This is a genomic window from Acinetobacter sp. NEB 394, assembly GCF_013374795.1.
Lineage (GTDB): Bacteria > Pseudomonadota > Gammaproteobacteria > Pseudomonadales > Moraxellaceae > Acinetobacter > Acinetobacter johnsonii.
The window spans coordinates 1,261,856-1,279,043 of the sequence record NZ_CP055277.1 but is presented as its reverse complement, the minus strand read 5'-3'; the positions used below and the strand labels follow the sequence as shown (position 1 = coordinate 1,279,043).

12 protein-coding genes and 10 tRNA genes are annotated in these 17,188 nt (G+C 42.2%); 7 read left to right on the top strand and 15 right to left on the bottom strand.

Going from position 1 to position 17,188, the window contains the following annotated elements; all coding sequences use genetic code 11:
* Positions 1 to 112 precede the first annotated feature (112 nt).
* The 4 genes from yccS (at position 113) to HUK62_RS06025 (ending at position 6,648) form a co-directional block, all read left to right on the top strand.
* The gene (yccS, locus tag HUK62_RS06040) at positions 113 to 2,287 is read left to right on the top strand and encodes a YccS family putative transporter (protein ID WP_125280406.1); all 2,175 of its coding nucleotides are present in this window, start codon (positions 113 to 115) and stop codon (positions 2,285 to 2,287) included.
* An 85-nt stretch (positions 2,288 to 2,372) separates the two neighbouring features.
* The gene (locus tag HUK62_RS06035; protein ID WP_004981126.1) at positions 2,373 to 2,933 is read left to right on the top strand and encodes a YcxB family protein; all 561 of its coding nucleotides are present in this window, start codon (positions 2,373 to 2,375) and stop codon (positions 2,931 to 2,933) included.
* A gap of 174 nt (positions 2,934 to 3,107) precedes the next feature.
* Positions 3,108 to 5,774, top strand: a complete 2,667-nt coding sequence (locus HUK62_RS06030; RefSeq protein WP_176537362.1) for a sulfite reductase flavoprotein subunit alpha — start codon at positions 3,108 to 3,110, stop codon at positions 5,772 to 5,774.
* A 94-nt stretch (positions 5,775 to 5,868) separates the two neighbouring features.
* A complete protein-coding gene (locus HUK62_RS06025; RefSeq protein ID WP_176537361.1) occupies positions 5,869 to 6,648 on the top strand; it encodes a YdcF family protein in 780 nt (259 codons plus the stop codon).
* A gap of 17 nt (positions 6,649 to 6,665) precedes the next feature.
* Here the strand turns inward: HUK62_RS06025 and HUK62_RS06020 are convergent, their stop codons facing one another.
* From HUK62_RS06020 to HUK62_RS05960, 13 genes are all read right to left on the bottom strand, one after another.
* A complete protein-coding gene (locus tag HUK62_RS06020; protein ID WP_004694470.1) occupies positions 6,666 to 7,127 on the bottom strand; it encodes a DUF2750 domain-containing protein in 462 nt (153 codons plus the stop codon).
* 85 nt (positions 7,128 to 7,212) lie between these two features.
* A tRNA-Val gene (locus HUK62_RS06015) sits at positions 7,213 to 7,288 on the bottom strand.
* 88 nt (positions 7,289 to 7,376) lie between these two features.
* Positions 7,377 to 7,453, bottom strand: a tRNA-Asp gene (locus HUK62_RS06010).
* Between the two features lie 50 nt (positions 7,454 to 7,503).
* Positions 7,504 to 7,579: transfer RNA gene (locus HUK62_RS06005), tRNA-Val, on the bottom strand.
* Positions 7,580 to 7,643: 64 nt separating this feature from the next.
* Positions 7,644 to 7,720 (bottom strand) — tRNA-Asp (locus HUK62_RS06000).
* An 11-nt stretch (positions 7,721 to 7,731) separates the two neighbouring features.
* Positions 7,732 to 7,807: transfer RNA gene (locus HUK62_RS05995), tRNA-Val, on the bottom strand.
* A 68-nt stretch (positions 7,808 to 7,875) separates the two neighbouring features.
* Positions 7,876 to 7,952, bottom strand: a tRNA-Asp gene (locus HUK62_RS05990).
* A gap of 13 nt (positions 7,953 to 7,965) precedes the next feature.
* Positions 7,966 to 8,041: transfer RNA gene (locus HUK62_RS05985), tRNA-Val, on the bottom strand.
* Positions 8,042 to 8,062: 21 nt separating this feature from the next.
* Positions 8,063 to 8,139 (bottom strand) — tRNA-Asp (locus HUK62_RS05980).
* A gap of 49 nt (positions 8,140 to 8,188) precedes the next feature.
* Positions 8,189 to 8,265, bottom strand: a tRNA-Asp gene (locus tag HUK62_RS05975).
* A gap of 25 nt (positions 8,266 to 8,290) precedes the next feature.
* Positions 8,291 to 8,366 (bottom strand) — tRNA-Val (locus HUK62_RS05970).
* Positions 8,367 to 8,672: 306 nt separating this feature from the next.
* Positions 8,673 to 9,176 (bottom strand): cell wall-recycling L,D-carboxypeptidase ElsL, encoded by a 504-nt coding sequence (gene elsL, locus HUK62_RS05965; RefSeq protein ID WP_078425403.1) that lies wholly within the window; start codon positions 9,174 to 9,176, stop codon positions 8,673 to 8,675.
* Positions 9,176 to 9,568, bottom strand: a complete 393-nt coding sequence (locus tag HUK62_RS05960; protein WP_148826485.1) for a YbaN family protein — start codon at positions 9,566 to 9,568, stop codon at positions 9,176 to 9,178. Before HUK62_RS05960 ends, elsL begins: the two co-directional genes overlap by 1 nt.
* 97 nt (positions 9,569 to 9,665) lie before the next feature.
* On the opposite strand from HUK62_RS05960, the gene HUK62_RS05955 reads away from it, so the two are divergent.
* From HUK62_RS05955 to dapE, 3 genes are all read left to right on the top strand, one after another.
* Positions 9,666 to 10,544, top strand: coding sequence for a DUF1853 family protein (locus HUK62_RS05955; protein ID WP_176537360.1), 879 nt, complete (start codon positions 9,666 to 9,668; stop codon positions 10,542 to 10,544).
* A 156-nt stretch (positions 10,545 to 10,700) separates the two neighbouring features.
* A complete protein-coding gene (locus tag HUK62_RS05950) occupies positions 10,701 to 10,847 on the top strand; it encodes an entericidin A/B family lipoprotein (protein WP_126035781.1) in 147 nt (48 codons plus the stop codon).
* 116 nt (positions 10,848 to 10,963) lie between these two features.
* Positions 10,964 to 12,097, top strand: coding sequence for a succinyl-diaminopimelate desuccinylase (gene dapE, locus HUK62_RS05945; RefSeq protein ID WP_176537359.1), 1,134 nt, complete (start codon positions 10,964 to 10,966; stop codon positions 12,095 to 12,097).
* Positions 12,098 to 12,162: 65 nt separating this feature from the next.
* Here dapE and HUK62_RS05940 read toward each other — a convergent pair whose 3' ends face one another.
* The gene (locus HUK62_RS05940) at positions 12,163 to 12,618 is read right to left on the bottom strand and encodes a hypothetical protein (RefSeq protein WP_058952133.1); all 456 of its coding nucleotides are present in this window, start codon (positions 12,616 to 12,618) and stop codon (positions 12,163 to 12,165) included.
* A gap of 4 nt (positions 12,619 to 12,622) precedes the next feature.
* On the bottom strand, positions 12,623 to 17,080 hold the full coding sequence (locus tag HUK62_RS05935; RefSeq protein WP_176537358.1) for an Hpt domain-containing protein: 4,458 nt from the start codon (positions 17,078 to 17,080) through the stop codon (positions 12,623 to 12,625).
* Positions 17,081 to 17,188 lie beyond the last annotated feature (108 nt).

The following is a 17,188-nucleotide window of genomic DNA, read 5'->3' as shown; positions in this document are numbered from 1 at the left end:
TTGCAGACAAGTTTACACGCTCCATAGTATGATTTATACCAGAGCAGGTGAAATTTCACATATTCTCATATTTGAAAATTGTCCAACCCTAAGTGACAAACAAAGGTGTCCTTTGAAAGCATGGCTGACGAGTCTAAAACAGGCTACTTATAATACAACCTTCATGTATAACCTCCGCATGGTCATTACTTTTGCAGGGACTGCTTTTGTTCCATATTTTATGGGTTTTCAACTGGCAACTATTCCGCTGACACTCGGCGCAGTTGCTGCGGGTTTAAGTGATATTGATGACCGCTTTTCCGTGCGGATCATGAATTTAATTTTTACCTATATTGGCTTTTTCATTACCGCAACGTCGATTTACTTTTTATTTCCGCATCCAATTTTATTCGCACTGGGTCTAATCGTTTCGTGTATTGGTCTGATTTTACTAGGCTCACTAGGACGTCGTTATGCCACCATTTCCTATGGTTGCTTAGTGGTTTCCGTTTACTCCATGCTCGGTGTCGGACTTTTTGACAACTGGTATACACAACCATCTCTGCTGGTGATTGGAGCAATTTGGTATAGCGTTATTTCAACTATCAGTTTTCTGCTCTTTCCCGTTCGTCAGGTTCAAGACAATCTATCGAAGTGTTATTCCTCACTCGCCGATTTTCTGTTTGCCAAATCCAACCTGTTTGATGTCGATATGACAGCTAACAGCTATCAACAGAGCATGATTGAACTATCGTTGGAAAATGGTAAATTAATTGCAATTTTCAACGACATGAAAACCGCCCTACTCACCCGTTTAAAAGGTGACCGTGGACAACGAGATACCCGTCGCAGTCTGCAATATTATTTTGTGGCACAAGATATTCACGAGCGTGCAGATTCAGCACATATTGACTATCAAAAACTGGCGAAAATTTTTCAACACAGCGATATCTTATTCCGCTTTCAACGAATTTTATCTATACAAGCCAAAGCCTGTAAAGACTTAAGCAGCAGTATCTTAAACCGGCAAACCTACACCCATAATAAACGCTTTAAACATGCATTTGAAAACCTCCGTTTATCACTAGAAAAGCTCAGAGACGAACAACAATACGACCAAATTTGGGTCAACGCTCTGTTTTCGTTGTATCAAAACTTAAAGTCGATTGATGCACAGCTACGTAACTTAGAAACTGAACGCAATATTAAACTAGATAAAGCTAAGCATATCGAAAGCCAGCTCAAAGATGATGACCTGAAAGGCTGGGATGACATTAAGGTTCGGATTAAACAACATCTCACCCCAGAGTCGGTTTTATTTCGACACGCGATTCGTCTGTCTATCGTGCTATTAGTTGGATATATCTTTGTTCAAGTCACCAACATTGAATATGGGTACTGGATTCTACTTACAGCACTATTTGTCAGTCAGCCCAATTTCAACGCAACCAAACGTCGTTTACGTTTACGTATCGTAGGGACGTTGGTCGGAATCATTTTAGGGTATGCCGTATTGTACTTTGTACCTTCGATTGAAGGACAACTTCTCGTATTGGTTATCAGCGGGGTACTTTTCTTTGAGCTTCGCAGTAAACAATACGCTCAAGCCACCGCTTTCATTACTATCTTGGCGCTGATTAATTTCAACTTAGATGGTATGGGATATGAAGCTGCCCTTCCGCGCATGATGGATACCTTAATTGGCTGTGGTCTGGCATGGTTAGGCGTGAGTTTCATTTTCCCTGACTGGAAGTTTCGTCGCCTCCCCCGCACAATTTATCGTTCGCTTTCCGCACAATGTGATTATTTGGCTGAGGTGATTGAGCAGTATAAGTCTGGACGCAACAATGGCCTGAATTATCGCGTGGTCCGTCGTGCCGCACACAATACTGATGCCGAAGTTGCTTCACTCATTTCAACTTTAGCCACCGAGCCCGACTTTGACCCAACGCAAAAGAGTTTGGCGTTTGAATTCTTGTGCCTCAATCATACCTTTATTAGCTATATTGCAGCTTTGGGGGCTCATCGCGAAAAAATTGACGACCCAGAAATTTTAGAATTGATGGATCGTGCTTTTGACAATATCCAAGGTGCACTCCTGCGGGATGAAATGCCTGATTTAACTGCCCAGAATATGCTACAGACCATTCGTCAGCGTTTAAGCCAAAATAATGAGGAAGATCAGAAGGCATTGATCATTTTACAACAGCTTTCGTTGATGTTTAGTATCTTGAATCAGTTCAGTCGTTTGAAGCAAAGTTTAAGCCACGAACGGGATCATGAGGCCACAGAATTGGCTTCATTATAATTTGGGTGATTTTGGAACAATATACTCACTGAAATGCTCTAAATGATGCTAAACTTTTTGCAGTTTTAAATCTGTTACTTTCACTATGACCGCGAAAAATTTATACGCTTATACTTTACAGCCTGTGACCTATGAAATCACTGAAGCTGAACAACGCGATGCTCAATTAAAAATTTGGCGTAGCACAAACAAAATTAGCATGAAAGCTTGGATCATCATGGCTGTCGTTACAGCCCTTTCGATTCTTGGCCTAATTTTACTCAAAAATTATTCAACCATCTTTTGTTGGGTCGCAATCGCCTGCGTCGTGGTTTACCTTTTAGTCCGTAAATTCGGCTTAGAATGGTATGTGAAACGCAAAATGAATGAGTTTCCAGTTCAGGAAATTAAAGGCATTCGTTTAGGCGTACAACCTCATGGTCTGATTATGCGCCAGCAAATGGGCATGCAAGAAGGTGTCGGTGCGATCGGTTGGAAAGACATCTACGAATGGTATAACACACCTGAGTTTTTGTTGATTAAATTCAAAGTGAAAGGCCAAGAAGGGGCTTACATTCTGCCAAAACGCATGGATAGCAAAAACTTCTCGTTTAATACGATTCGTAAACATTTAAAAGAAACAGTCGGTGAAGCGCAGCCACTTTAAGTCCTGCCTTTCTCTTCTGTAAAAAAAACCTCCAACTTTTGGAGGTTTTTTTATATCCCAAACCCTCGAATAAAAATGATAATGAGAATAAATATTAATTTCTAAATCCATATTATCTTCTCAATCTTCAGGTATAATTTCCGCACAACAAATCGCTCACCATTAAGTATCGCCATGTTTAAAAAAACATTTTTCCAAGTGCATTGGTTTTTGGGAATCACTGCGGGTCTTATCCTGTCGCTTATGGGCGTCACAGGGGCCATCTATTCTTATGAACAACAAATCTTAAAATGGATGAACCCAGATAGCTACACCGTTCAAGCAACACAAAACAACAAATTAACCCCTGCTGAGCTGTATCTACATTTCCAAAAACAAGATTCTGCCATCAAAATCAATAGTATTACGATTGCTCAAGAGCCAACCACTTCAAGTACGGTCAATATCGAGAAAGAAGGCGCACGTCGTGGTTATAACATGATGGTGAACCCGTATACTGCTGAAGTCTTACCCGAAGTTAAAGGCCGTGAGTTTTTTAACTTTATTCAACAGTTGCACCGTAATTTAACCGTCGGTCCTGTCGGTAAACAAATTACTGGCGCTTGTACCCTCATGCTTATTTTCTTTGTATTGAGTGGCCTGTACTTACGTTGGCCCAAACGTCATTCCATCAAACAATGGTTTTTTATTAAACCTAAATTGAAAGGACGTAACTTCATTTGGGATTTGCATGCTGTTGTTGGTACTTGGGTGGTGATCTTTTATCTGATCTTGGCCTGTACAGGACTGTACTGGTCTTATGATTGGTGGCGCGATGGCATGTTTAAAGTCCTCGGTGTTGAACGCCCACAAGCACAAATGCAAGAAGGACCCCGTCCAAATGCTGGTGCAGCTCAAGGCCCACGTGGCGAACAGGCTGGTGCTCGTGGTGGCGAATCACGTGAGCAAGGTCGTGGCGGCCCACAAGGTGAACACACAGCCCGTGGTGAACGAGGTCAAGGCGAACAACATGGTGAGCGTAAAGGCTTATCTCCAGAACAAGTACAAATTGCTTTAACCCAAACGTGGACAGGATTTAATGCACAAGTGGGTCGGGGCTATTCAACCCTGACCCTAAATATTCCGAAAAAGCCTGATGGTACACTTGAGCTTTCATTTGTAGATGCAATTCCACAGCATGAGCGGGCGCGAAACTCAGCGGTCTTCAACTATCAAACTTCACAAATTGAAAAAATGGAGTTGTATGAGCAGAAGAAGCTGAATGAAAAAATCATGAGCAGTATGCTTCCTGTGCACCGTGGTAGCTTCTTTGGCCCAATTTATCAATTCTTTGCAATGCTTGCATCACTGATGATGCCACTGTTCTTTGTAACGGGTTGGATGCTGTATCTCAAACGCCGTAAACAAAAGAAACTCACTCAGCAAGCCCGTGGTGGAGCGTTGAATGTTCCAGTTGATCCACATGCGAAACCATGGCTCATTGCCTATGCAACTCAAACGGGTGTTTCTGAACAAATTGCTTGGCGTACTGCAACCAGCTTACAAGAAGCAAGACAACCTGTAAGCGTTAAAGCTGTGCAACACTTAACACAGGATGACTTAAAAGCTGCTGAGCAAGTGCTTTTTGTTGCAAGTACTTATGGCACGGGTGAAGCACCTGACTTAGCCAGTAGTTTTGAAAAGAAATTTTTAAATACAACTTTGGATTTGTCACACCTTCACTATGCCGTGTTGGCTTTAGGCTCTCAAGAATATCCTGACTCCTATTGTAGTTTTGGACATCGCATTAATAGTTGGTTAAAAGCCAATGGCGCACATGCTTTGTTTGAAACGATTGAAGTCAACAACGCAGATAACAATGATATTCAACGTTGGAACAGTGCTCTTGCCTCTGCAACCAAACTTGAGCTTCAAGCCATGAATATTGACAAAACCTTTGATCAATGGACTTTGGCACAACGTGAAGTACTCAATCCAAACAGTGTCGGAGCACATGCTTATAATATTGAGCTAAAAACCAACTTCGATGCAACATGGCAAGCGGGTGACATTGCTGAGGTTCAGCCAGGTAACAGCACCGCACGTATCCAAGCCTTTATGAAAAAGCATCACATTGCAGCACAGAGCATCGTTGAGTCTTTAGCCATTTCGATTGAGCAAGCGCTTTGGGATAAGAACCTCAACACAGAGATTGAACCTTTTGCTAATTTGGAACATTTACTGGAACAGTTGAGCCCTTTACCTACACGTGAATACTCGATTGCAAGTGTACCGACTCAACAAGTGTTACGTTTGGTCGTGCGCCAACAGCAAGATTCAGCAGGTGAACTGGGCTTAGGTTCTGGTTGGTTAACCCAACATGCAGAGCTTCAGCAACCTATCGCACTACGTATTCGTACCAATGAATCATTCCACTTGATCAATGACAACCGTCCTATCATTTGTATTGGTAACGGCACAGGCATCGCGGGTTTAATGAGTCTACTTCATGCACGCACACGCCTAGACTATACGCAAAACTGGTTGATCTTTGGTGAGCGTCAACGTGAACATGATTTCTTCTATCAAAGTACGATTGAAGCGTGGCAAACCACAGGCATGCTACAACGCTTAGATTTAGCGTTCTCGCGAGATCAGGCAGAGAAAGTCTATGTACACCATAAACTGCGTGAACAAGCCACTGAGCTTAAAACATGGGTTGAAAATGGTGCCGTAATTTATGTCTGCGGTAGCATTAATGGTATGGCGAGTGATGTCGATGCTGCGCTAATTGAAATCTTAGGCGAAGAAAAATTAGATCAATTACGTCAAGAAGGTCGTTACCGTCGCGATGTTTACTAAACACTAAGTCCAAATGAAAAAACCGAGCCACAGTGCTCGGTTTTTTCATGCGTAAATTTGCTAGAATCATGCAAACAATAACCCACAAGCCTGTATGCAAAAATCAAAAAGAGTCATTAGTTTTATTATCGGGTCATTACTGCTCGCAGACGGCTTGTATTTTGTTTTACAACTACGCTTTAATTTTGGCACCCTCTTGCCCTTATTGATTGGACTAGGTCTAATCATTTATGCACTGGCTTATCCTAAACTTATCGCCTATATTCAAACCAATACAATCAGACAATCAATATGGCGTTGGGCTTGGCCGATTTTCTTTGTTTGGGTTTTTAACTTAGTCATTTTCTTCGTCTTTTTAGGGTTTTCAAATCAACAAAATACCCCTCATGTCGCTGCACCCGCTATTGTAGTTCTTGGCAGTGGTCTGAAGCATGGCAAACCGAGTCCAACATTGGCCAGCCGTTTAGATCAAGCGGCAAGCTATGCCAAGCTACATCCCAACAGCATTATGGTCGTCAGTGGCGGCCTCTCCTTTCAGCAAAAAAATAGTGAAGCTGAAGCAATGCGACAATATCTGATTGATTTACACCATATCCCAGTACAGCGTATTTACACCGAAGATCAAAGCACCAGTACTGAGTTAAATCTGATCAATAGTAAAAAGATTTTAGCCAAGCAGCATATTTCTCTCCAGCAACCTATTGCTATTGTGACCAGCGATTTTCATATCCCCCGTAGCCGTGCTATAGCCATACGTCAGGGTTATCAAACGCCTATCATGATCAGCGCTCAGACACCTCTTGCCACTCGCTATAATGCATGGTTACGTGAATATTTTGCGTATTGGAGTGGTTGGCTACTCAATGAATACTAAAATAAAATCCTCATGAATTAATGAAGACGGATTGTCCGTGGCGACGGTAATTGTAATTGTTTAAATAATTCAGGCTTCTGCATCGAAAATTGATATAAATAGTTTTTGATATCTAATAACAATTTTTCTGGTGCAACCAAGACATTTTGCCCTTCGGGGCTTAAGTTCATAGAGACCGTAGTTTTTTCTGAACGTAAGAATGGAATCACTTTTTCGACTAAATCGCTGAGACCAATACTCTGGATTTCGTAGCCCGCCCAATTATCTTTTACCAAAAGCTGCGCTAAACCTTTACTCTGCCACATCGCAAAAGAACGTTGTCCAGTCGGCGTAGCACATAAAGCCCAGCCATCTTGATATAAGGCTATAACATGACCTTGATGCACGATAGTTTCGATAAAAAGACGATAGATTTCAAGAGGATCGTAAGCAGTATTTTGATTTTTAGACGCAGCTTTGCGTTGATATGGGTTTCTCATAAATCTGTCATATTTTAAAATTATTATTGCACAGAAGTGTATGAAAACAGCTTGAGATAAGCAAGGTTTTTACGATAAGGGAATATGGTGGGCGCTGACGGGATCGAACCGCCGACATTCTGCTTGTAAGGCAGACGCTCTACCAACTGAGCTAAGCGCCCTTGAGAAATAAAAATAGCGTCGCTATTTTTATAATGCAAGAAAGAAATCTTGCTTGATTCCATTTACTAGCACAAGGGATCTAGAAAATGGCGCAGCGGACGGGGCTCGAACCCGCGACCCCCGGCGTGACAGGCCGGTATTCTAACCAACTGAACTACCGCTGCAACGGTAATTGCGAATGCAATTAGGGTCATTAAGCTTTACAGTTTGAATATGGTGGGCGCTGACGGGATCGAACCGCCGACATTCTGCTTGTAAGGCAGACGCTCTACCAACTGAGCTAAGCGCCCTGATTTAAGATTGTCAGTCTTAGTTTTCAAATTTAAGCTCAGGGACTTAAATTTATATTTTATATGGCGCAGCGGACGGGGCTCGAACCCGCGACCCCCGGCGTGACAGGCCGGTATTCTAACCAACTGAACTACCGCTGCGTCGTAAAATATGGTGGGCGCTGACGGGATCGAACCGCCGACATTCTGCTTGTAAGGCAGACGCTCTACCAACTGAGCTAAGCGCCCTGATTAAGATTGTCAGTCTTAGTTTTTAAACTTAAGCTCAGGAACTTAAATTTAATTGATTCTTTGAATGGCGCAGCGGACGGGGCTCGAACCCGCGACCCCCGGCGTGACAGGCCGGTATTCTAACCAACTGAACTACCGCTGCATCGCAAAAAATCTGGTGGGCGCTGACGGGATCGAACCGCCGACATTCTGCTTGTAAGGCAGACGCTCTACCAACTGAGCTAAGCGCCCTCATTAAGGATTCTGTATAAATGGCGCAGCGGACGGGGCTCGAACCCGCGACCCCCGGCGTGACAGGCCGGTATTCTAACCAACTGAACTACCGCTGCACTTACACAAAGTCACTAATGTGGCACAAACAATATTAAAAATCTTAAGTGGCGCAGCGGACGGGGCTCGAACCCGCGACCCCCGGCGTGACAGGCCGGTATTCTAACCAACTGAACTACCGCTGCACGTAAGATCTTTAACGTAAAGGCTTGGTGGGCGCTGACGGGATCGAACCGCCGACATTCTGCTTGTAAGGCAGACGCTCTACCAACTGAGCTAAGCGCCCTTAACGTCTTTATCGTTTGTGAGGTGCATTATAGAGAATCTTTACAGGCTGTCAAACGCTTTTCGGCTTGTTTTCGCTTTTTTGCAATCGAGTGATTAAAAAATAGGTCAAATGGTATAAAAACAAGTATTTTCTGTATGTTATTTAACATATTTGCGAAAATTAAAATGATTATTCGCTAAATTTCTTTTCCTCAAAATACACATTTTCTATGACTAATCCCCTTCTTCTACTCAATATTCATATTTTAAATTACAGCGTTGAATACTCAATAAAATAAGCTTGCACATTTTTTAACATCTATTTTTAGAGTTCAAGTTTATGTTCGGAAATATAAACCAGCGCATTGCAATCAATTAGTTCAAATAACTCTATGACATCCGTATTACGCATACGAATACAGCCATGCGACATCGGCATCCCCATTGGTTCACTATCTGGTGTTCCATGAATATAGATATAACGTTGATAGGTATCGCAGCCTTCCCCGCGATTGAAGCCCTCTTCTAAACCACTCAGCCATAAAATCCGAGACAAAATCCAGTCACGTTCAGGAAACTGCTTGGCTAAATCGGTGTCGTATACTTCACCTGTAGGCTTTCGAGCAATAAAAACGGCATTTTGCGGTTGCTCAGCACCATGCTTCTCAGCAACCAGATGCCAACCTCGCGGCGTTTTACCACTATTTTCAGTTTCGCCAATACCATTTTTCCCTGACGAGATCAGATAAAATTTATTCTTTTTAGGCAGCGTTAGAGTCTGTTCAGCCAGATCAATCAAGACGTCTGCATCAGCAATTACATAAGACATCAATTGTCCTCTATTTGTTTTTTATCTATTACAGTATTTGGTTCTGGACGTAACCATAACCATATTGCGACAAGCAGCATGGTGGTATTGGTAAATAATTTCACTAAAAATGGTGCATTGGTCAGTAGCATGATCAGTCCACTGATCAACATCATGATACTGGCAAACCATTTCGCTTTACGTGGTACAGTTCCATTGGCACGCCATGCTCTTAACGTTGCGCCATATTTAGGATGGTTGAGTAACCAAGCATCCATTTGTGGCCAACCTTTAGATGCAGCCCAAGCGGCCAAGATCAGAAAAACAGTGGTTGGCATACCCGGCAACAGTGCACCGATAAAGCCTAGGATGACAAAGATCACCACTAAACAACGCCAAAACAACGTTTTCATACCACTTTCCTGAGCAATGAATTGCGGTAGTATAAAGTGTTTTTTAACTCTATCCGTTGTCCTTCTGCATATTTAGCTTCTTTTTTAAGGCACTCGCATGCACCTTATTTCACAACATCAGTTGTTCGAACCTTGGCTCCAACTCAAACACCCATTGGTTCGCCAGTTAGCTTTTGCTGTAGCAAGTCCAAATATTTTGTCTGCGTTGCCGTTAGAACTCGATATACAACATGCTTTTCATTTTCATCCCTCACAGATCTGGCAACAGCACTTTCAAACCTATTTATCTCGCCTTAAACAGCTCGATCAAGACCCGAAAGAACTCGAAGACTTTATGGCTCAGTTGAAAAGTACCCGTCTAGGTCTACGCTTTGAAATGTTCATGTGGTTTTGGTTACTGGATCATCGCTATCATGCATACGAGTTATTGGGGCATAGTATTCAAATCATTGATGGTGCTCGGACTACAGGTGAGCTGGACTTTTTAATTAAAAATACCGAAACCAATCAAGTCGAGCATTGGGAAGTCGCGTTAAAATATTATTTGGGTGAAACAAATCTGAGCTTAACCACATGGTATGGTTTAAATCGTACCGACACTTTAAACCGAAAATTAAAACACTTTACCCATAAACAGTTTCAATTCCAGCAAGCTTTGAACACAGACATTCAGGCTCGCTTTGCCGTTTTAAAGGGGCAACTCTTTCTCCCCCTAATAAATGGTTTCACAGCAGTTGATACTTTAAACCAATACGCCCTCCCCGATTGGCTTAATCCAGACCGTCGACTAGGTACTTGGGGTAACGTCATTCCAACGACCGACTTGAATTACTATCGCCTACAACGTCAAGAATGGATTTGCCCAAATGCTGAAGTCAGTAGCCAAAATGCACATTGGTGGACCAATGGACTGTACTTACAAAATCAAAACAATCAGTTTTATATGTACCGAAATCCAAATTTGATTTTAACTTGATTTTGCAGAAGTTAGTTTATACAAAAATACATAACGCAACATACGCTTACTCATCTCCTGTAAAACGATGCTATTGTTTAAAGTGTTTATTTTTTAATCTTAAACAACATCAGAACAAAATCATTTGATGACAATACCAAAATTTTGGAGAATGAAATGAAGAAAATTATTGCTAGTTCATTAGTTATGCTTTTTGTTTTAGCCGGCTGTAATACCGTCAAAGGTATTGGTGAAGATGTCTCTTCAGCAGGTAATGCTGTATCAAATACCGCTGAAAAAACCCAAGATGAAATCCGCAAGTAGTTAATATTTGCATCAAAACCTTATCAATTGATAAGGTTTTTTTATTGCTAAGTTTCGCATTCCAGAGATTAATCGCCTATTATAGTGCCGACTGTTTTATTGACTTTGAAATGCGCATGACCTCTTCTGCTACTCTCGATTTAAGCCTCCAACTTTTACGTCAGCCATCGGTTACACCTGTGGACCACAACTGTCAAAATATTATGGCTGAACGCTTAAAAAAAATTGGTTTCAACATTGAATCTATGCGCTTTGATGATGTTGATAATCTATGGGCACGAAAAGGTACTGAAGCACCTGTATTCTGCTTTGCGGGTCATACTGATGTCGTTCCTACAGGTAATTTAGATGCTTGGAACTCAGACCCATTTGCCCCTGAAATTCGTGATGGCAAGCTTTATGGTCGTGGCAGTGCAGACATGAAAACTGCCTTGGCTGCAATGGTGGTTGCATCTGAGCGCTTTGTTGCAAAACACCCAAATCATAAAGGCTCAATCGCGTTCCTCATCACATCAGATGAAGAAGGTCCATCGATCAATGGCACAGTCAAAGTGATCGAAACACTTGAGGCCCGTAATGAAAAAATGAAGTGGTGTTTGGTGGGTGAACCTTCAAGTACTCATCAACTGGGTGATATTGTTAAAAATGGTCGTCGTGGTTCACTCAATGCAGTACTGACTGTCAAAGGAAAACAAGGTCACGTGGCTTATCCACATTTGGCCATTAACCCGATTCACATGGCCTCTAAAGCCGTTTCTGAACTCTGTGATACGGTTTGGGATCAGGGCAACGAATACTTCCCTGCGACATCGTTCCAAGTGTCTAATATTCAAGCTGGTACAGGGGCAACCAATGTCGTCCCAGGTACCATGACCGTGACTTTCAATTTCCGTTATTCAACTGAATTAACCGCTGAAGAATTAAAAGCACGTGTTTTAGAAATTTTGGATCGTCATGGTTTAGTCTACGACATTAAATGGACACACTCAGGCTTACCATTCCTGACGCCAGTGGGTGAGTTGGTGAATGCGGCTAAAAATGCTATTCGTAATGTGACTGGTGTAGAAACTGAGCTTTCAACCTCAGGCGGAACATCTGATGGTCGCTTTATTGCTCCTACAGGTGCTCAAGTACTTGAACTTGGTGTTCTCAATGCCAGCATCCATCAAATTGATGAGCATGTGAATGTGGCTGATCTTGAACCGCTTGCTGAAATTTACGAACAAATTTTAGAAGGCCTTTTGGCATAAGCATTCAAACCCACATAAAAAAGGAACTCAGTTGAGTTCCTTTTTTATTACATTCAAACTTAAGCTTAAAGACCTAAACTCGCCTGAATTTTATTTAAATTCGGTACGTGGTAAGTCTCATCCCCCATACGGACTAGCTGGAAAATGGTGGGATCATTCACAGGGCTTTCATCATCAACAATTTCAGAAATACGTAAACGAATTGACTTCGGCATTTCATTACACATCAAAGCAAAGCGTTGAGAAGCATCATCTCCCTCAATCACCAGTGCCACCCCTTCCATTTGGTCTGGACGGTTGATGGCATAAACAGGCAGATGAAGATCGTGCCATTCCACCGTTTTCACTTGCGTATCACTATCGAGCGCTGAAAGTACAATATTTTGAGGCAAGAGCATGGGTTTTTTACCATGACACTCAATAATATAAGCATCAATAAAACCCGTTGATACTGTAATCAGATATTGCAATTCTTGCTGACTGATTTGCTCATTCATGCTCTTTGAAACATTTGCATTCATTTATTTACCCCTGCTTTTCAGCCAATAACTGCTGAATGTTGGCAAGTAACTCTGCCTCTTGGAATGGTTTGCCCATGTAGTGCGTCACGCCCAAGCTGAAAGCACGTTCACGGTGTTTTTCACCCGTACGCGATGTAATCATAATAATCGGCAAGTTCTGGTGAATTTCGTGGTGACGAACCAAGTTCGTTACTTCAAAACCATCCATACGTGGCATTTCAATATCCAGCAACATCAAGTCTGGTTTAACGCTCTCCAGCTGCTCCATCGCATCGACACCATCTTTTGCAGTCACAATATCAAAGCCTTGACGCTCTAATAAGCGCGATGTGACCTTACGAACCGTAACTGAGTCATCCACAATCATCACTAAACGACGCGTATCCTGATGACGACCAAAGTCACGATGATCAGCTGCATGCGTTACACGCTTGGTACTTAAAATCTGACGTGCAATGTTCTGACCATCTAAAATTAAGCATACATGGCCATCACCCAAGATCGTTGCACCCGCAATTGCACCAATGCTGGCAAACTGTTGTCCAACCGGCTTCACTACAATTTGCGCACGTGAACCAATCAGCTGATCAACCAATAATGCAATGGTTTGTCCACTGTTGCCTTTAATCAACAACACTGGCAATGAATGTCCAATATTACTCAAACGTGGAATCGGCTGATTGGATAAAAACTCAGATAAATACCGCAGTTTATAACTCACACCATCGATTTTGAATTGGTCATCTTTGCTGTGGAAATAGTGATCCAGTGCTGTTGGAGCAATACGCACAATACGATCAATCTGCGCTAATGGAATCGCATATTGTTGATCACCGGCTTTCACCATCAACGCATCACTAACCGCTACCGTAGTCGGTACGCGAATAATGAAGGTCGTACCGAATCCAATTTCCGATTCAACCGTGACATGTCCACCCAGTGCTTTAATTTCACTTTGTACCACATCAAGACCAACACCACGTCCAGAAATTTGCGTCACTTCTTTGGCCGTACTGAAACCCGGATGGAAAATAAACTGTAAGATTTCTTGTTTGTCTAGCACTTGATCGGCTTTAATTAAACCTAAGTTTAGCGCTTTCGCTTTAATCGTGCTTTCATCAATACCCTTACCATCATCTTTAAAACTGACGATAACGTCTGTACCTTGACGGCTAATGTTTAGTTCAATTTGGCCTGTCGCTGATTTTTTCGCAGCGCTACGTTGTTCCGTATCTTCAATACCGTGGTCGATTGCGTTACGTAGCATATGCTCAAATGGTGTTACCAAACGTTCAAGAATCGTACGGTCTAATTCACCTTCAGTGTTATGAACGACCAATTCCGTTGGACGGTTCAAGGTTGATGCGGTCTGACGTACAATACGCTGCAAACGTGGCAACATACGTGAGAACGGCACCAAACGTGTCCGCATTAAGCTTTCTTGAATCTCCGCTTGAATGCGGGATTGTTGTAATAACAAACCTTCCGCATCACGAATTTTTTCAGCCAAAGTGCTCTTGAAGTCGACCAAATCCGAAGCCGATTCGGCTAAGGATTTGGACAATTGATTGAGCGATGAATATTGGTCCATCTCCAAGGGGTCAAAGTCTGCGTAGCGCGAGTTTTCAGAACCGTGCTTCGCAATAATTTGACTTTCAAGCTCTCCTTCCATTCGACGTAACTGATCCGCCAAACGCTTAATTGCAAGCTCCATCTCGTTCAACGTATTGCCGAGTTGACCTAAATCCATCTCGATACGCGAACGGTTAATCGCATTTTCACCTGACAGGTCGATCATTTTCTCAACCAAATCAGCTGAGATACGGATCATCTCATTACCGCCATCCAAGTGAGTCGTTTCTTTCCACTCACCCAGCATTGCTGGCGGCTCAGTACCATCACCCTGCACAAACTCAAAACTTGGTACCGCATTGAGTAAATCAATTTGAGTTACACGCGTCGGTAATTGCGCAATCACATCCACATAATCAATAGATGCTAAGCTATTTTTCAGACCATCATAATTACTAAAATCACGTTTGAAGATGGCTTGTTTTAACCATTCAAACGCGGTTTGCAATAATGGGTCATATACGTTTGAACTAAAATTATGTACAGCAAATTGCTCAAATGTAGTTTCTAGCTCATAAGCAATCGCACCAACGGGTTCATTCTCCGCCATACGCGCGCCGCCTTTTAAGCTGTGCGCGGCACGTTGCAATTGTAGTAACACACTACGGTCACTACGTTGCTCAGTCCACTGTTTCAGTAAGCCATCCGTAGTCGCTAAAATTTCTTCGGCTTCTTCCAAGAAGGTTTCTTCAACAATTGATAAAAGACTGGCTGCTTCTTCTTGGACAAGTGACGGAGTATCCAGCTGTTCAACGACAGTAACGTCCGTGTTATCAACTACACTCGACGATTCAATCGCAGGTGCTGACTCAACCGAAGCTGCCTCAGCTTCAATCGTTCTATCTACATTAGATAAAGGTTCTTCAACTGCCGCAACAAACGCTTCAACTAAAGGCTCAGATGCTGTAGTTGTAACAGGCGTACCCTCAACCAGGCTCTGAATGTTATGCAGTACATTGATGGTCGCTGTTGCTGGATAATCAACCTTCTCCGTACGAATAACCTGAATTCGGTCTGCGACGTCATCCTGTACTAAGCGAATGATGCTGATCAACTGTGGCGTTGTGGCTATTTGCTGACGAATCACACGCTCATAAATAGACTCTAATTCGTGTGCAATCGAACCAATAAAAGGTGCAGAAATCATATTGGCACCACCTTTTAAGGTGTGCAAATAACGCATTAAATTATTGAGTGCCGCGGTATCATTGCCATTTTTAGACCAAGTATTGAGATCCTGATCCATCCCCATCAATAATTCTTCGGCTTCTTCCAAGAAGATATCGAGCAAATCATCATCAAAATCGGTATTGGCCGTATTCGATTGCTTGTACTGATGATCCGATGCAATTTGCTGCGAAATCTGCGCAAGATCAAGGCTTGGTTGTAAAGTATTTCTAGAAACAATAGCCTCAGCAACAGGTTCAGTTACCGTCGTCGAAGTCGATTCAACATCTTGCTGTACGAAGGCCATTAATTCATTCAGAACTTTATGCACTTCTTCAGTCAGAATGACGCGCTGACCCGCAGCTAAAGTGTCAAATAAATGGATAAATTCTTGATGTGCCTGACCAAATAACTCGTATGCATAATCTACATTGAGTAATTCTGGCTTTTCCAGTAAGGCTTGATAACCAGCATATAGCTCAGAAGTAAAGTCATGAATTCCTTGAGCAGCACGGTTATTGGTGAATTCTAGCAATTGTTTTGCTTGTTCACCTAAGTGCTGAATATATTCAGGATATTCAACCTTAGCACGCTGATCAAACTCAAACTCGGCATCAAGCAACAGATCAATATTTAACTCGATCAGCTTCGAGACCATACCTTGTGGGTTTAGCTCATCATCTACGTCTTCAATACTGAAACCATAGTTATCCCAAGCCGTAGTGAACGTGGCGTAAATCACGTCAAGCTGTTCGTTCGTACCACGCCCAAGCACATGTAAATAATCACGTACAAATTCAGCATATTGGGTGAGTAAAGAGATTTCCTTCGAGGTAGAAACGATCTCTTCTTGAACCAAGGTTTTAAATAGATTTTCGACTTTTGAGCTGGCATTAAAAACATGCTCAATTTGCGCCATAGACGAACTACCACGCAATGTATGTAAAGCACGGATTAAACTATTGTAATCTTGTACTTTGGTTTCATCCGCATTTAAGAACTGATCGATAGTCGCTAAATGGTCTTCCGCTTCTTCAATGAAGATCGCTAAAGTTTCTTCAAGGACATCATGTACTTGATCATTCTGTTCAGATGCGTCTGCAACTTGCGGCTCAGATTCAGCCACTTCGATATCTCTCAGCTCTAATCCCGTCACGACATCATTACTATTTAGATGATTAGACAGTTGTAGCAACTCTTCTAGAGCAGGTTCTAAACTTTGATTTTGTTGTAATTGTTGTCCAATTAAAACCAATGGACGAAGATCAAGATCAATTTCCTGCACCGCTTTGAATATCGGATACAGTTTAAATTGATACAGTTTGAATACTGTTTTAGCGAATTTTTGAACCGTTGCCGTGAGAGGCACAGCCCCTGAAATCACACGATTTAAGGTATCTTCAACCGCCCATGCTGTTTCACCTGCTGACTTTGCCCCCACCATACGACCAGAGCCTTTTAAGGTATGGAAGTGACGACGTATGCTCAACAAAGTTTCTTGATGGGTCGGTTCAGCGTACCACTTTTCAAATAATGGATCTAAGTCAACGAAGATTTCTTCAATTTCTTCAACAAAAATTTCAAGAATTTCTGCATCTTGATCTAGATAACTATCTTCCGGAAGCGTTGTCGTTTCAACTAAATGTTTTAATATTTCTTTCATAGCTAAGGCTTCTTGCGTTGTCAGCTACCCAAAAAAGGTGCATAAACTTCATTATAACCATCATCCCAAACCAGTCTTTTTGCTCAAGCTAATTGAGTTGATGTGTAT

What these genes read in the sequence shown, in the direction of transcription:
- HUK62_RS05935 (WP_176537358.1), bottom strand. Translation starts at nt 17,080, where the DNA reads ATGAAAGAAATATTAAAACATTTAGTTGAAACGACAACGCTTCCGGAA.
- HUK62_RS06030 (WP_176537362.1), top strand. Translation starts at nt 3,108, where the DNA reads ATGTTTAAAAAAACATTTTTCCAAGTGCATTGGTTTTTGGGAATCACT.
- HUK62_RS05940 (WP_058952133.1), bottom strand. Translation starts at nt 12,618, where the DNA reads ATGAATGCAAATGTTTCAAAGAGCATGAATGAGCAAATCAGTCAGCAA.
- HUK62_RS05955 (WP_176537360.1), top strand. Translation starts at nt 9,666, where the DNA reads ATGCACCTTATTTCACAACATCAGTTGTTCGAACCTTGGCTCCAACTC.
- elsL (WP_078425403.1), bottom strand. Translation starts at nt 9,176, where the DNA reads ATGTCTTATGTAATTGCTGATGCAGACGTCTTGATTGATCTGGCTGAA.
- HUK62_RS06020 (WP_004694470.1), bottom strand. Translation starts at nt 7,127, where the DNA reads ATGAGAAACCCATATCAACGCAAAGCTGCGTCTAAAAATCAAAATACT.
- HUK62_RS05950 (WP_126035781.1), top strand. Translation starts at nt 10,701, where the DNA reads ATGAAGAAAATTATTGCTAGTTCATTAGTTATGCTTTTTGTTTTAGCC.
- HUK62_RS05960 (WP_148826485.1), bottom strand. Translation starts at nt 9,568, where the DNA reads ATGAAAACGTTGTTTTGGCGTTGTTTAGTGGTGATCTTTGTCATCCTA.
- dapE (WP_176537359.1), top strand. Translation starts at nt 10,964, where the DNA reads ATGACCTCTTCTGCTACTCTCGATTTAAGCCTCCAACTTTTACGTCAG.
- HUK62_RS06025 (WP_176537361.1), top strand. Translation starts at nt 5,869, where the DNA reads ATGCAAAAATCAAAAAGAGTCATTAGTTTTATTATCGGGTCATTACTG.
- HUK62_RS06035 (WP_004981126.1), top strand. Translation starts at nt 2,373, where the DNA reads ATGACCGCGAAAAATTTATACGCTTATACTTTACAGCCTGTGACCTAT.